Raw genomic sequence first — 12515 nt, forward strand, 5'->3', positions numbered from 1 at the left:
TTCAATTTTTAACCAATTAACCAATTTTTTCCGTTTCTTTGGGATTGGAATTATTTAATACATGGCAAATTTATTAACCGACAGGGCTTTTTGGGTAAATTATTGGGAAAGTAAAAAAGGACTCGCGGTTCAGTTACCTTCAAACTATTTATTTCATACCCAGCTGGCAGATGTAATCCGGAAAGATCATGTTAAAACGGCCATCGAGCTGGGTGGTTTTCCGGGATATTATGCCGTGTTCCTGAAAAAATATTTCAAACTTGATGTTACACTTTTAGATTATTTTGTTCACCCACCTGTGGTAAAAGAGCTCTTGGAAAAGAACCGTTTAACTGAGAAGGATATCCATATTATTGAAACCGACCTGTTTAATTATACACCTGAAAAACAGTATGATCTTGTACTAAGCTGCGGTTTAATCGAACATTTTAATGATACTGCCGACATTATTAACCGCCATATTGCTTTTGTAAAACCAGGTGGAACTTTGTTTATCACGCTGCCGAATTTTAAAGCCATTAACGGTTGGTTCCAAAAGAATTTCGATAGAGAAAATTACGACAAACACAATATCGATAGCATGGACCCGGCACTGTTGAAATCAATCTGTGAGCAGGCTGGTCTTAAAGAAGTAAAATCGGGTTATTTTGGTCGATTCAGCGTTTGGCTGGAAAATGAAAGCCAGAAATCGGCTGGTGTTCGTCTATTTAAGAAAACAGTTTGGCTAAGCGGAAAAATATTTACGAAGATTATCCCGTTCGAAAGCAAAAATCTATCACCTTATATTATCTTAGTAGCGAAAAAAATCTAAAAGCGCTATGTCAATCAGTTGGGGTTACTCGCCTAAAATTGAAAAGTATATTCCTTTGGCCGATTTTCCGGCAGATAAATACCTGATCATTGCCCGGCAGGCCATCGAAAATCTAAGGTGGAGCCTTAGCCATATCTCAGAAAGCGGGCTAATTGCTTACACGCCAATATCTTTTCAATCGTATAGTGAAGAAGTATCTATCCGTATCCATGGGAATTTCGCTGTAGTAAAGAGTGAGTGCGTAGGTATCCAGATGTGGTTTAACGATTACGGGAAAAACGATTTAAATCTTGAAAAATTTTTCCATGAATTTGAATATGTCCAGTACCATTTGCAAAATATCTGGGATGAAAGTTTAGCTACGTTCCATGCTTTAATTGCTACTCAGGATGATACTTATTTTGGCAAAGCGCCATTAACTGCCAAGAATAAAATTAAAAATATTTTATATCTTTTTTTTCCTCAAAAGGGATATTTAGTTACCCCAGTTCTGGTAATTTTAAATGTACTTTATTATGGCTTTACGCTGCTGTTTGTTGCTGCTGTGCTTAAACTGAGGGCTCAAAATTCTCTTATTCCTGAGGTAATTACCAATGCCTACTTAAACATTGGAGCAAATAACCGCGAACTGGTTTTGGAAGGGCAATACTGGCGGTTAATTACCCATCAATTTGTTCATTTAGGTTTGTCTCATCTGTTTTTTAACATGTATGCTTTGGTATATATCGGTTTAATGGTTGAGCATAAACTCGGTTCGGCTAAATTTTTGATTACCTATTTACTTAGCGGAATATGCGGTGGTTTGGTGAGTCTCATCTTTCATAAATATGGTTTTATGGCTGGCGCATCAGGTGCTATTATGGGTGTTTTCGGTGCTTTTATGGCTTTAATCCTAAGTAAAGCTTTTGAGAAAAATGCCAATAAGTCCTTATTGATTAGTACCATTCTGGTTACGGCTATTATGCTCTTAAATGGTATAAACGGTAAAGTAGATAATAGCGCTCATATTGGTGGGCTAATTTCTGGATTTGTAATATGTTATATACTTTTTAATGAAAAACTTTGGAGATGGAAAATAACCACCAATTGGCAATACGGTTTAACATGCATTGTTGTGCTGATATTTTCTGCTATTATTTTGATTTTTGCCCCTAACTATCAAAATAGAAAATTCTACAAATTACAGTTCCAATTTGAGCAGAATTCATTTGATTTTAATAAGGTTTATTCTATTCCTTACGATTTATCTAAAGCAGAAAAAGTAAAAACAATTGAACAATACGGTATACGGCTTTGGCAGAAAAACAAACAGATTGTTGCCGAAATGCATAAACTCAATTTGGAAGAAAAAGAAAGCTATCGAAGAGATTTTGATGGCAAAATAACCAATCTGGCCATCAAAATCTCTTCACTTTTACGTAAAGAATATCTCGAAGAATCATCGAAATACCGTTATGAAATAGAACAGCTTACGAATGAAGTTAATAATATTCGGAGCGAAGCAGGTTCTAGTGAGTATAAATGGTAACTAAGCTGATTTTCTGTACAACCCAATTTCGCTTAAAGTAATGCATACGGGCGACTTAATAAAGTTGATTTTCACCTTATCAGTTGTAACCGGAGTATTGAGTTTAATTAACCTTTTAGCGCCTATGCTCGTGCCATCGTAAACGTTTTTCCAGGCATTGTTTTCAAATATTTCAATCGTATAAGCCTCTATGCGCTGACCTAAAGGAATGTATTCTTGCAGGCTGATGATATCAAAGGTTTTAGCAGTTTTCAAATCAAGTTCTAAACTTGCCTGATGGACATCGTCCTGAGTAGCCCAATAACTCCCTTTTTTACCGTCAAGAAGTGTAGCAACATCATATTTGTTGCCTCTGCTATTGCTCGCTTTAATAGATGCATCTTTGGCCAGGTTATTCTCAAAAGTATGTTTAACCATATCCCCAAAGGTTTTGAGTGCAGCTATATCATCATCATGAAGCTGTCCACGGGTATCGGGTGCTAAACCCAAATCTAAACCTGCGCCACGTCCCACGCTTTTTAAATACAGATCGAATAACGTTTCAGGTGTTTTGGGTTTTTCGCTGGCATGATAGAACCATCCTTTTCTCAGAGGAACATCGCATTCTGCCGGCATCCAGAATTTACCATTTCTAATCCCTTCAGGGCTTTGCGGGTAATTTGCCTGCCCGGGCACTGCTACACTTTTGCCATCCGGGGCCATCGGAGTAAAGGTTGCCCAAGAGGTTGGTGCAGCATGTCCATCTTCATTGCCTACCCAACGGATATCTAAACCAATGTCGCTAAAAATATTCGCCATGGGTTGCATTTTACGTGTAATTGCCCAGGTGTTGTTCCAATCATAATAGGTGGTGTTGTCTATAGAACGTTTTTCTTTTGCTCCACCATAATAGCCATCGCCACCGTTAGCACCATCGTGCCAGCTCATAAAAAGTTCCCCAAAATTGCTGTAAAGTTCTTTTAACTGTGCCTGATAAATAGCCAGGTATTTGTCTGTACCATATAGTGCATTATTCCTGTCCCATGGCGAGCAATAAACCCCAAACTTTAAACCGTTTTTACGTACAGCCTGTTCTACTTCTTTAACTAAATTTCCTTTTCCCCCTCTGAACGGGCTTTTACTGATATTGTATTCCGTAGTTTTAGTTGGCCATAAGGCAAAGCCATCATGGTGTTTGGCTACTAATATAATCCCTTTCAAACCACCTGCTTTAGCGGCTTTAATAATCTGGTCGGCATTAAAATTTGTCGGGTTAAAAATTTTAGGGTCAGCATCACCAAAGCCCCATTCTTTATTTTCGAAAGTGGTGGGAGTAAAATGGATCAAACCGTAAACTTCAATATCGTGCCAGGCCAATTGCCTTTTTGATGGTACTGCACCATAAGGTTGAGGCGGTGTTTGAGCATAAATAGCTGTCGAAAGAAGTAAAAAAAGAATCAATAATGGTTTCATAATTGTATAGCTTAGATAAAACTAAAGTACAAATAATTACCATTGGTAAGGTAAGCGTTAATCAATATTTAACCTGTTGGAAATGTAAGCATGAAATTATTTTTACATCTTGATCGTTACATAGATCCATGAAACAATTAATTTCTACTTACGTTATTTAAGCATGAGCGCTTTTAACCAGAACCCTCCAGACGGTGGTACAATCTACACCGAAACCAATCTAAGCCAGTTATTTCCAGAGCCTTTTAATACCATAACAAGTTGTTTTTTTTTGGCTATAGCGGTGTATTGGACCATTAAACTATGGAGTAATTTTAAACAACATACTTTTTTAAGTATTGCGCTGGTGCTGCTCTATATTGGTGGGATTGGAGGCACCACTTATCACGGCTTAAGGCGCTGGCCGATCTTTATTATGATGGATTGGATGCCAATTATGCTTTTGTGCCTTTCGGCTGGTGTCTACTTTCTTTCTAAACTAACCAAATGGTACTTTGCCGTTTTAATTGTAGCGGTATATGCCTTTTTTCAATTTTATGTAAGAAGGCTCTTTAGCAATGGCGATTTTCAGATTTTTATCAATATTAATTATGCTTTTATGGCTGCGCTGGTTTTATTTCCTGTGTTTGGCTACTTAATTAAAACAGACTGGAAAAATGGCAAATGGGTAGGGTTTGCCCTGATTGCTTTCATATTTGCTTTAACTTTTCGAATTGCAGATAAGTGGGATATATTGAGTATCGGCACGCATTTTTTATGGCATACTTTCGGGGCTGTAGCTTCTTTCTGTATGCTGAATTATATTTATTTGGTCAACCTGAAAAAGAATAAATCTTAAAATATTGTTTATTAAGCATAACAGATAGATTGAGCTTGCTGGTCATTATTTCAACAAGCTCAACCCAATTTTTAGAATTTTGAATGTGCTTTACTGTAATCTAGTTTCTTTTGTCCACCTATCGCGTATTCAATGCCTCCCCATAAATGATTCTGGAACTTATCGTCAGCCCAGCCTTCTTTAGTATGGCCCATACAGGTGTAGAAAGCTCTTCCGCCATCAAAATTGTGGTACCAGCTAAAAGGATGGAAATCGCCGTTTTTACCGCCGGTATAAGATTTCTCATCTAAGGTAATCAGCACTTTAATATCCGGGTTAATATTTTTAAAATTATACAGCTCATCTTTTCTCATCCATATCGAATCGGTAAGGAATTTAGTAGCTGGATGTTTTTTATCCTTAATGATGAATCTGGCTTCCTGAACAGCTGGGTGACTTATAAAATAAGCGCCGGCCAATTTACCATACCAAGGCCAGTCGTATTCAGTATCTGTTGCCGCATGGATACCCACATAGCCTCCGCCGGCCTGTATATATCTTTCGAAAGCAACCTGTTGTTTATTGTCCAATACATCGCCTGTAGTGTTTAAGAAAATAACAGTAGCATATTTTTTAAGGTTGTCTTCTGTAAACAGATCGGCATTCTCGGTGGTGTCTACTTCAAAATGATGTTCGGTACCTAATTTTTGGATCACTTCTTTTCCGGTTTCAATAGAGTTGTGCCTAAAACCTTTGGTTTTGGAAAAAACTAAAACTTTTGCCGGTTTCTTCGCTGTGGTATAGCTCTGCAATAAAAAAACGGATGCAATTAATAGACATAATGAGATGTACTTTTTCATTTTTTTGACTTGGTTAGTGATGGATATTAAGCTATAAATTTAAGAAAGTTGTTTGATAATTTCCCTACATCTTTCTTCAACCTGCCTGCAAACAGGGCTAAACAGGGCATTATCCCAATATGGGTCTGTAACTTCATCGTTATCAAGAAAAAGTTTAATCTTTTTTCGCTCTTTATCGGTTTTGGCCAGGGTTTTAATATCAGCTAGATTGTTCTTGTCCATTACCAAAATCAGGTCATAATAATCAAACATCGAATGGTTAAACTGCTGTGCCCGCTGTTTGCTGATATCGTAACCCAAAGCCTTAGCCGCAGAAATACTTCTATGGTCAGGTGCCTTGCCGATATGCCAATTGCCTGTTCCTGCCGAAGCGACTTCCCAATTTAAGTTTTGTTCATCTGCCAGATGGCGCATAATGCCTTCAGCCAATGGCGAACGACAGATGTTACCCAGACAAACCATTAAAATTTTCAATGTTATTTAGATTTTGCTGCAAATATATAAGTAACGGTATAAGTTTTTCCTTCCTTATCAAAAGTATATTTTTGGGTGATATAACTGCCGTTTAAATTTACAGTTCCTGAGTTTCCAAACCCGGTATTTAATGTGATTTCATTTCCGTTTTTCGTCCATTTTGCATTCTGAAAGGAAATCATGTCGCACAAGGAACCTGTAGAGGTAAAAGCATAAGATCCACCTGGTGAAAAATTTAATGCATAATTATTTTTTAAACAGGCATCAGGACCAGAAAGTGTCATAAAATTACTGCTCGGTTTTCCGTTTATGTTAAAGCAGGATTAACAGTTGCCGATTGCAAAGGCCAGTTATATCTTGTAATGTCGTCAATGTTAACGTTTTCTTTCTTTTTACAGGCAAATGCCAGACAAAGTGTAAAGATGAATAGTAATTTTTTCATCAGTTTATAATTGGTTTTGGTTTGTTACTGATAAAACGGATCCAGTAGTTGAATTGCTACAGCATTACAAAAAAAAATGCCCCAATGCTGGTTAGCGTTGGGGCACTGGAAATATCAGAAATGTTATCCGTAAATATCGTTTAACATTTTAGCTAAACGTACACCACCTTTTAGTAACTGGTCGTTGAGGGTATCAACCCATTCAAAGTTGTAACGGTAGCTCAATTTAGCATCTGGTTTCGTGTTTGCGTAAATTTTGTTACAGATACCGTACGATTCATAAATGCAATCTTTCAGGCTGGTGTTCTGCCAGTTGTAAAGCTGCACAGCTGAAGCATGGTTAATGGCTTTTGCATATTCGGTATAGCTTAACTGTTGGTACTCAATCAGCTGTTCATCCCAAACCCGGTGGATATTCGATTTCTCGTTAAACCATAAGACCGAAATGCGATTACCACCCAAATCATCTTTACGGGCAACATGCATCGGCTGGCATAAATCGCCCGCCAGATGCACCAACATGCGTAAAGCCAATTTCTTTTCGGCTGGGGTGCTGCTTGTTTTCTTTAATACAGCAATTAGATCAGGTATTTTGTTGTAAAGGTTAGGCGATTTTTCTGTTTCAAGAAAGTTGTAAACGCCATCTTTGTTCAATCCTGCCGGAAGATTAACAAAATGCCAGTTATACATATAATTATAAGTAGAATCTGATTTAATGAAATCGCCCCAATTGGCCGACATGGCCAAAGTTTCGTAACCTAAAATACTTTGAATAGCCTTGCGTGTTTTTGCCTTTAAATAACTATCAGCAATTTCACCAACCACACGATGGCCGATCGTACCCCAAGCATTTGCCTGAATAGGGAGATATGCTAATAAACCGATAGCTAACGCCGTGGTTAATTTCTTTTTTATTGATGTTAAAATCATTTTTATAATTCTTTTGGTATGCAGGTAATTCTTTGTTTGAGGATTAATTTAATTTCGCGCTGGTCGCTTAAACTCTCTAAGGAGAGGGTATCTGCCGATCGCTTTTTGATCAGGAAATTCTTTTCATATCTGCCGATGCGGTAACAGCCAGATATTTTTTGTTTGTAATTGGCATGTGTAAAAGTAGCGCCAACAAACAGCGTATCGCCTCTTACTACATAAACGCCCTTTGCATATTCTTTCCAGATACCGTTATGATAACATGAATCTTCATATAAATTCACTTTACTGTGGGTAATCATATCCATGTAAACCGAATCGCAGGTAAACTTGAAATGATGTTGTGTGTAATTGCTTAATTTATTACTAAAAGCGACTGAATCTTCATTCCAAACACCTTGCATAAAATCTTCGCCCTTACCCTGTATGTTGGGCCGCGGACTACATGCCAGCTGTAAAACGGATAATGTAAAAAGAAAAATGTAACAAAGCCTTAATCCTAATTGCGGTTTACTCATGGTTATAATCGGTGCCTTTAGGGAATTGATTCTGGACTACTGCCTGTTTTTTAACAGTGTTGATAACCAGAATTAAAAGACCCGCTGCAAAACAAAGGCTGGCTATAAAACTGATAATACCTACAACAGCATAATATTTTGAAACTTCTGTATAAGCTAAATTTTGAGATGAAATTAGTAATGGCATCAAAAAGCTGTAAAACAGGGTAATGAGCAGACCAATTCCTGAGCCAATGGTCATTAAAATAGCCTCAACTGAAGATTTTTTTACTAAAAAATAGCAGCAGGTTCCAAATACAATACAAGGCGAAATAATGGATATTAAGCTTAAAAGGTTAGAAAGTATTGAGTTCATATTACCTGTGTTTTTTTATTAACCATATTGTAAATCGGAACATCATGCTGAACTCGTTTCAGCATCTTAAGTACTGAAAAGATCATGAAATAATTCAGCATGACGACCGTTATGTAATGAGCTTATTTTAAACTTCCAACCATATCTTCAGGGCGTACCCACTCGTCAAACTGCTCACTGGTTAATAATCCCAATTCTACAGCTGCTGCTTTTAAAGTTTTATTTTCTTTATGGGCTTTCTTTGCAATTTTAGCTGCATTTTCGTAACCCACATGTGGATTCAAAGCCGTAACCAACATTAAAGAATTTTGTAGGTGTTTTTCAATTTCAGGTAAATTAGCGGTGATTCCTTCAGCACACTTATCAGTAAAAGAAACGCATGCATCGCCAATTAAACGTGCCGATTGTAATACATTGGCTGCAATTAAAGGTTTAAATACATTAAGTTCGAAGTGGCCATTCATACCACCCACTGAAACCGCAACATCGTTACCGATTACCTGCGCACAAACCATGGTTAAAGCCTCTGGTTGAGTAGGATTAACTTTTCCTGGCATAATAGATGATCCCGGTTCATTATCTGGAATCACAATTTCGCCAATGCCACAACGTGGGCCGGAGCTTAACATTCTTACATCGTTCGCTATCTTCATTAAAGCAACTGCAGTACGTTTTAATGCGCCAGAAAGTTCGACCATGGCATCATGTGCAGCCAGCGCTTCAAATTTGTTTGGAGCCGTAACAAAAGGCAGACCGGTTAAATCTGCAATTTTTTTAGCCACTAAAACATCGTATCCTTTTGGCGTATTTAAGCCTGTACCCACAGCAGTTCCTCCCAAAGCCAGTTCTGCAACCATAACCAATGCATTTTTAATTGCCCGGATACTGTTATCAATCTGTTGTACATAACCGGAAAATTCCTGCCCTAAAGTAAGTGGGGTCGCATCCATAAAGTGTGTACGGCCGGTTTTTACAATCGCACTAAATTCTTCCACTTTTTGGGCTAAGGTATTTCTTAGTTTTTCTAAACCTGGAATGGTATTTTCTACCGTAAGTTTATAGGCTGCAATGTGCATTGCAGTTGGATAAGTATCGTTTGATGATTGTGATTTATTCACATCATCATTAGGGTGAAGTACTTTTTTATCGTCAGCTAATGAGCCGCCGTTTATTACATGAGCACGGTTCGCAATCACCTCATTGCCATTCATGTTACTTTGGGTACCCGAACCCGTTTGCCAGATTACCAATGGAAATTGATCATCCAATTGGCCAGCAATAATTTCATCACAAGCTTTAGCAATCAAATCGGCTTTTTCTGCAGATAATACACCAAGTTCTGTATTGGCAAGCGCTGCTGCTTTTTTCAGGTATCCAAAAGCATGAATAATTTCTTTTGGCATCGAACCTTCCGGACCGATTTTAAAGTTATTGCGTGAGCGTTCGGTTTGTGCACCCCAGTATTTGTCGGCTGGTACCTGCACCTCGCCCATGGTATCGTGTTCTATTCTGAAACTCATTATATTTTTGATTTTGTTGTCGCAAATTTAGGTTTTTTGCCTTTTAAAGCGTTGTATTTATGTAAGATATTTGGTAGATAACAAAGAATATAGTTAAAAGTGCTTGTTCTTTTTGCGTCTACGCAAACTTTTATCCGGCAAGGCCACTTCTACCAATGAAATCATATTCATACCTTTACCGCAAATATGCAGGGATTAGTTATTAAATCTACAGGGAGCTGGTATAGTGTTTTGGCCGATAATGGTGAACGCTACGATTGCCGGATTGTAGGTAAATTCAGGATTAAAGGACTTAAAACTACCAACCCGATTGCGGTTGGGGACAGGGTGAAATTTGATCTGGAAAAGGATAGCGATCAGGGTTTGATAAACGAAATGCTGCCGCGTAAAAACTACATCATCCGCAAATCGATTAACCTGAGCAAACAGGCGCAGATACTGGCCGCTAATCTGGATATGGCCATGCTGGTGGTTACACTGGCCTCACCACGTACTTCGTTGGGTTTTATCGACCGTTTTTTGGTTACTGCCGAAGCTTATGATGTTCCAGCCGTATTGGTGTTTAATAAACTGGATCTGTTTAGTAAAGAGGGATTAGAAATTCTTCAGGAGTTTAAAGATATCTACGAAAATATCGGCTATGCCTGCTACGAAGTTTCAGCTTTAAAAGGCATTAACATTCCGGTTATCCAGGAATTGATTACTAATAAAATTACCTTAATATCGGGTCACTCGGGAGTGGGAAAATCAAGTTTGATCAATGCTTTAATGCCCGATCGGGATTTAAGAACAGGCGAAGTTTCAGACTGGAGCGATAAGGGGCAACATACCACTACGTTTGCCGAAATGTTCGAACTGCCGCAGGGAGGTTTTATTGTAGATTCACCAGGTATCAGGGAACTGGGTGTAATCGACATTGAAAAAGAAGAACTAGGTCATTTTTTTAGAGAAATCTTTAAAACTTCGCACGATTGCCGCTTTAATAATTGCAGGCATATTAACGAACCTGGCTGTGCTGTTATTGAAGCTGTAAACGAAGGTGAAATTGCGGTTTCGAGATATGAAAGTTACCTGAGTATTTATCACGGAAACGATACAAGACATTAATTGAGTCAGAAGTCGAAAGTCCGGAGTCCGAAGATATGATGTGTAATAGTACATTTCTTGATTGTACCAGCGAATTAGATCGAAAACCCCTGCCAAAAAGCTGAAAGACTAAAGGAGTAAATAGCTTCATGCACGACATTTTAACACAAACAGCTTAAAAATCTTTGTGTACTTTGTGCCTAAAAAATAATTGAAATGAAATTTAAACTGGGAGATTTTGTGCGTTTTGTTGATGAAAAACGTGAGGGTTATGTAACTAAAATTATCGATACGCAAACTTTGGGCGTTACCGATGAAGATGGTTTCGAAATTCCTGTTGCGGTAAGTAATTTAACTTCTGTACATGGTCATGGTGTGGTTGCTGAAGAATTGGATGCGCCAAAACCTATCCAGGTAAATATTCCAAGCATTAATAAAATCGAAAATGGCATTTATGTTGCCGTTGCTACAGATGATAAGGCCGGTAATGTGGTGCATTTTCACCTACAGAACCATTCGTCAAATATTTTATTGGTCAGCCTAACCACCGAGCGTAAAGAAAAATATGCAGGTGCTTTTCATGGGATAATCGAATCTTATGGCTCCACTTTAGTTTATTCCGCATCATTGGCTGATCTTGATCTTTGGCCGGAATTTAACTTTCAGGTTTTGGTATTTAGCAAAGCTGATGTGAAACCTATCAATCCATTGGTAATCCGTAAGAAGTTTAGGGCAAAAGATTTTAGTATCGAACAAAAGGAATTGCCTCAGTTGAGGAATAAAGGTTGGTTCATCCGTCTGGATGATCTCGTTCCGGTATCCATCGATCCACAGAAATTAAAAGAAAGTTTCTTTAAAACTGCAGATGAAAAACGAACAGTTGAGGCACCCCAAAAAGAAATCGATCTGCACATCGAAAAACTAAGGGACGATCATCATTTCCTGGAAGCAGACGAGATGTTGCAGATACAGATCAATCACTTCCAAAATGCAATGGATGCTGCGGTGGTGCATCATTTCGATAAGATCATTTTTATACACGGTTCGGGGAATGGTACTTTAAGAGATAAAATCCATAAACTGATCAGTAAAAATCCATATGTAAAAACGTACATGGATGCCAGGAAAGAAAAATTTGGCTATGGCGCTACTGAAGTAGTGTTTAAATAACATTCAGTTGTCATCCTGAATGCAATGAAGGATCTCTATTGTGTTGGAAGCATTACGAATGTAGGCAATGATTTTAGTGTATTGGTTAAGGTTATGATATTCCTCGGTGCAGGATTCTTCACTGCATTCTGAATGACAGGAAGATTGAGGTACGCTTTTTGCTAAACTGTAATTTCTTTTTATAAAAGATTAAAACTAGCTTTGCCGCTATTAATGAAACACTTCGTTACCATATCACTTGTATTCTTTAGCTTAACACATTTGGCAAAAGCCGAACGCGTTGAAGGGCTAAGGATATTAAATGAATATTGTAATGAGCACAATATAGGTGTAAACGCTACGGGTAAAAGCTCGGTCCAGCTTAACGAAGACCGTAACCCTTATTTATTATCCTACACCAGGCTGGCTTTAATTGGAACGCAGGCTCCGGTAAAAGTTGCAAAATATGTAAGCGTAAATCAAATTATTGCCGATTTAACAATCAGGAAAAAACCAAAGAATAACAGCCCCTAGTTATCCTTTCCTCAAAAGATCTTTTTACAAGATTTAAGC

General features: G+C 38.0%; 15 protein-coding genes. 6 read left to right on the forward strand and 9 right to left on the reverse strand.

What is annotated here, in order from left to right; translation table 11 throughout:
- Positions 1-61 precede the first annotated feature (61 nt).
- Both FFJ24_RS24390 and FFJ24_RS24395 read left to right on the forward strand, forming a co-directional pair.
- Complete coding sequence (locus FFJ24_RS24390; RefSeq protein WP_138819698.1) at positions 62-811, forward strand: bifunctional 2-polyprenyl-6-hydroxyphenol methylase/3-demethylubiquinol 3-O-methyltransferase UbiG; 750 nt, start codon at positions 62-64, stop codon at positions 809-811.
- A 7-nt stretch (positions 812-818) separates the two neighbouring features.
- Positions 819-2339, forward strand: coding sequence for a rhomboid family intramembrane serine protease (locus tag FFJ24_RS24395; protein WP_138819699.1), 1521 nt, complete (start codon positions 819-821; stop codon positions 2337-2339).
- Here the strand turns inward: FFJ24_RS24395 and FFJ24_RS24400 are convergent, their stop codons facing one another.
- Positions 2340-3791: an alpha-L-fucosidase gene (locus tag FFJ24_RS24400; RefSeq protein WP_138819700.1), complete on the reverse strand. Its 1452-nt coding sequence runs from the start codon at positions 3789-3791 to the stop codon at positions 2340-2342.
- Positions 3792-3954: 163 nt separating this feature from the next.
- On the opposite strand from FFJ24_RS24400, the gene FFJ24_RS24405 reads away from it, so the two are divergent.
- On the forward strand, positions 3955-4629 hold the full coding sequence (locus tag FFJ24_RS24405) for a hypothetical protein (RefSeq protein WP_138819701.1): 675 nt from the start codon (positions 3955-3957) through the stop codon (positions 4627-4629).
- Between the two features lie 71 nt (positions 4630-4700).
- Here FFJ24_RS24405 and FFJ24_RS24410 read toward each other — a convergent pair whose 3' ends face one another.
- From FFJ24_RS24410 to fumC, 8 genes are all read right to left on the reverse strand, one after another.
- Complete coding sequence (locus FFJ24_RS24410) at positions 4701-5468, reverse strand: ThuA domain-containing protein (protein WP_138819702.1); 768 nt, start codon at positions 5466-5468, stop codon at positions 4701-4703.
- A 39-nt stretch (positions 5469-5507) separates the two neighbouring features.
- The gene (locus tag FFJ24_RS24415) at positions 5508-5942 is read right to left on the reverse strand and encodes a low molecular weight protein-tyrosine-phosphatase (protein WP_138819703.1); all 435 of its coding nucleotides are present in this window, start codon (positions 5940-5942) and stop codon (positions 5508-5510) included.
- Between the two features lie 2 nt (positions 5943-5944).
- Complete coding sequence (locus FFJ24_RS24420; RefSeq protein ID WP_138819704.1) at positions 5945-6226, reverse strand: hypothetical protein; 282 nt, start codon at positions 6224-6226, stop codon at positions 5945-5947.
- Between the two features lie 23 nt (positions 6227-6249).
- Positions 6250-6384, reverse strand: coding sequence for a hypothetical protein (locus tag FFJ24_RS26680; RefSeq protein ID WP_256377596.1), 135 nt, complete (start codon positions 6382-6384; stop codon positions 6250-6252).
- A gap of 123 nt (positions 6385-6507) precedes the next feature.
- Entirely contained in the window at positions 6508-7314 is an 807-nt protein-coding gene (locus FFJ24_RS24425; RefSeq protein ID WP_138819705.1) for a S1/P1 nuclease, read from the reverse strand.
- A gap of 2 nt (positions 7315-7316) precedes the next feature.
- The gene (locus tag FFJ24_RS24430; RefSeq protein ID WP_138819706.1) at positions 7317-7832 is read right to left on the reverse strand and encodes a fumarate hydratase; all 516 of its coding nucleotides are present in this window, start codon (positions 7830-7832) and stop codon (positions 7317-7319) included.
- Positions 7825-8187, reverse strand: a complete 363-nt coding sequence (locus tag FFJ24_RS24435) for a hypothetical protein (protein ID WP_138819707.1) — start codon at positions 8185-8187, stop codon at positions 7825-7827. The genes FFJ24_RS24430 and FFJ24_RS24435 overlap by 8 nt, the downstream gene beginning before the upstream one ends.
- Positions 8188-8309: 122 nt before the next feature.
- Positions 8310-9707 (reverse strand): class II fumarate hydratase, encoded by a 1398-nt coding sequence (gene fumC, locus FFJ24_RS24440; protein WP_138819708.1) that lies wholly within the window; start codon positions 9705-9707, stop codon positions 8310-8312.
- Positions 9708-9893: 186 nt separating this feature from the next.
- On the opposite strand from fumC, the gene rsgA reads away from it, so the two are divergent.
- The 3 genes from rsgA (at position 9894) to FFJ24_RS24455 (ending at position 12476) form a co-directional block, all read left to right on the forward strand.
- Entirely contained in the window at positions 9894-10814 is a 921-nt protein-coding gene (gene rsgA / locus FFJ24_RS24445; RefSeq protein ID WP_138819709.1) for a ribosome small subunit-dependent GTPase A, read from the forward strand.
- 195 nt (positions 10815-11009) lie between these two features.
- Positions 11010-11963 carry a Smr/MutS family protein gene (locus tag FFJ24_RS24450; protein WP_138819710.1) on the forward strand — a complete coding sequence of 318 codons (954 nt, stop codon included), beginning with the start codon at positions 11010-11012 and terminating at the stop codon, positions 11961-11963.
- Between the two features lie 213 nt (positions 11964-12176).
- A complete protein-coding gene (locus FFJ24_RS24455; RefSeq protein ID WP_138819711.1) occupies positions 12177-12476 on the forward strand; it encodes a hypothetical protein in 300 nt (99 codons plus the stop codon).
- Positions 12477-12515: the final 39 nt, after the last annotated feature.

It is taken from the genome of Pedobacter sp. KBS0701, assembly GCF_005938645.2.
Taxonomy (GTDB): domain Bacteria; phylum Bacteroidota; class Bacteroidia; order Sphingobacteriales; family Sphingobacteriaceae; genus Pedobacter.

Bases quoted from the DNA above. Each gene is read 5' to 3' on its own strand.
- FFJ24_RS24390 (WP_138819698.1), top strand. From the start codon at position 62: ATGGCAAATTTATTAACCGACAGGGCTTTTTGGGTAAATTATTGGGAA.
- FFJ24_RS24395 (WP_138819699.1), top strand. From the start codon at position 819: ATGTCAATCAGTTGGGGTTACTCGCCTAAAATTGAAAAGTATATTCCT.
- FFJ24_RS24400 (WP_138819700.1), bottom strand. From the start codon at position 3,791: ATGAAACCATTATTGATTCTTTTTTTACTTCTTTCGACAGCTATTTAT.
- FFJ24_RS24405 (WP_138819701.1), top strand. From the start codon at position 3,955: ATGAGCGCTTTTAACCAGAACCCTCCAGACGGTGGTACAATCTACACC.
- FFJ24_RS24410 (WP_138819702.1), bottom strand. From the start codon at position 5,468: ATGAAAAAGTACATCTCATTATGTCTATTAATTGCATCCGTTTTTTTA.
- FFJ24_RS24420 (WP_138819704.1), bottom strand. From the start codon at position 6,226: ATGACACTTTCTGGTCCTGATGCCTGTTTAAAAAATAATTATGCATTA.
- FFJ24_RS26680 (WP_256377596.1), bottom strand. From the start codon at position 6,384: ATGAAAAAATTACTATTCATCTTTACACTTTGTCTGGCATTTGCCTGT.
- FFJ24_RS24425 (WP_138819705.1), bottom strand. From the start codon at position 7,314: ATGATTTTAACATCAATAAAAAAGAAATTAACCACGGCGTTAGCTATC.
- FFJ24_RS24430 (WP_138819706.1), bottom strand. From the start codon at position 7,832: ATGAGTAAACCGCAATTAGGATTAAGGCTTTGTTACATTTTTCTTTTT.
- FFJ24_RS24435 (WP_138819707.1), bottom strand. From the start codon at position 8,187: ATGAACTCAATACTTTCTAACCTTTTAAGCTTAATATCCATTATTTCG.
- fumC (WP_138819708.1), bottom strand. From the start codon at position 9,707: ATGAGTTTCAGAATAGAACACGATACCATGGGCGAGGTGCAGGTACCA.
- rsgA (WP_138819709.1), top strand. From the start codon at position 9,894: ATGCAGGGATTAGTTATTAAATCTACAGGGAGCTGGTATAGTGTTTTG.
- FFJ24_RS24450 (WP_138819710.1), top strand. From the start codon at position 11,010: ATGAAATTTAAACTGGGAGATTTTGTGCGTTTTGTTGATGAAAAACGT.
- FFJ24_RS24455 (WP_138819711.1), top strand. From the start codon at position 12,177: ATGAAACACTTCGTTACCATATCACTTGTATTCTTTAGCTTAACACAT.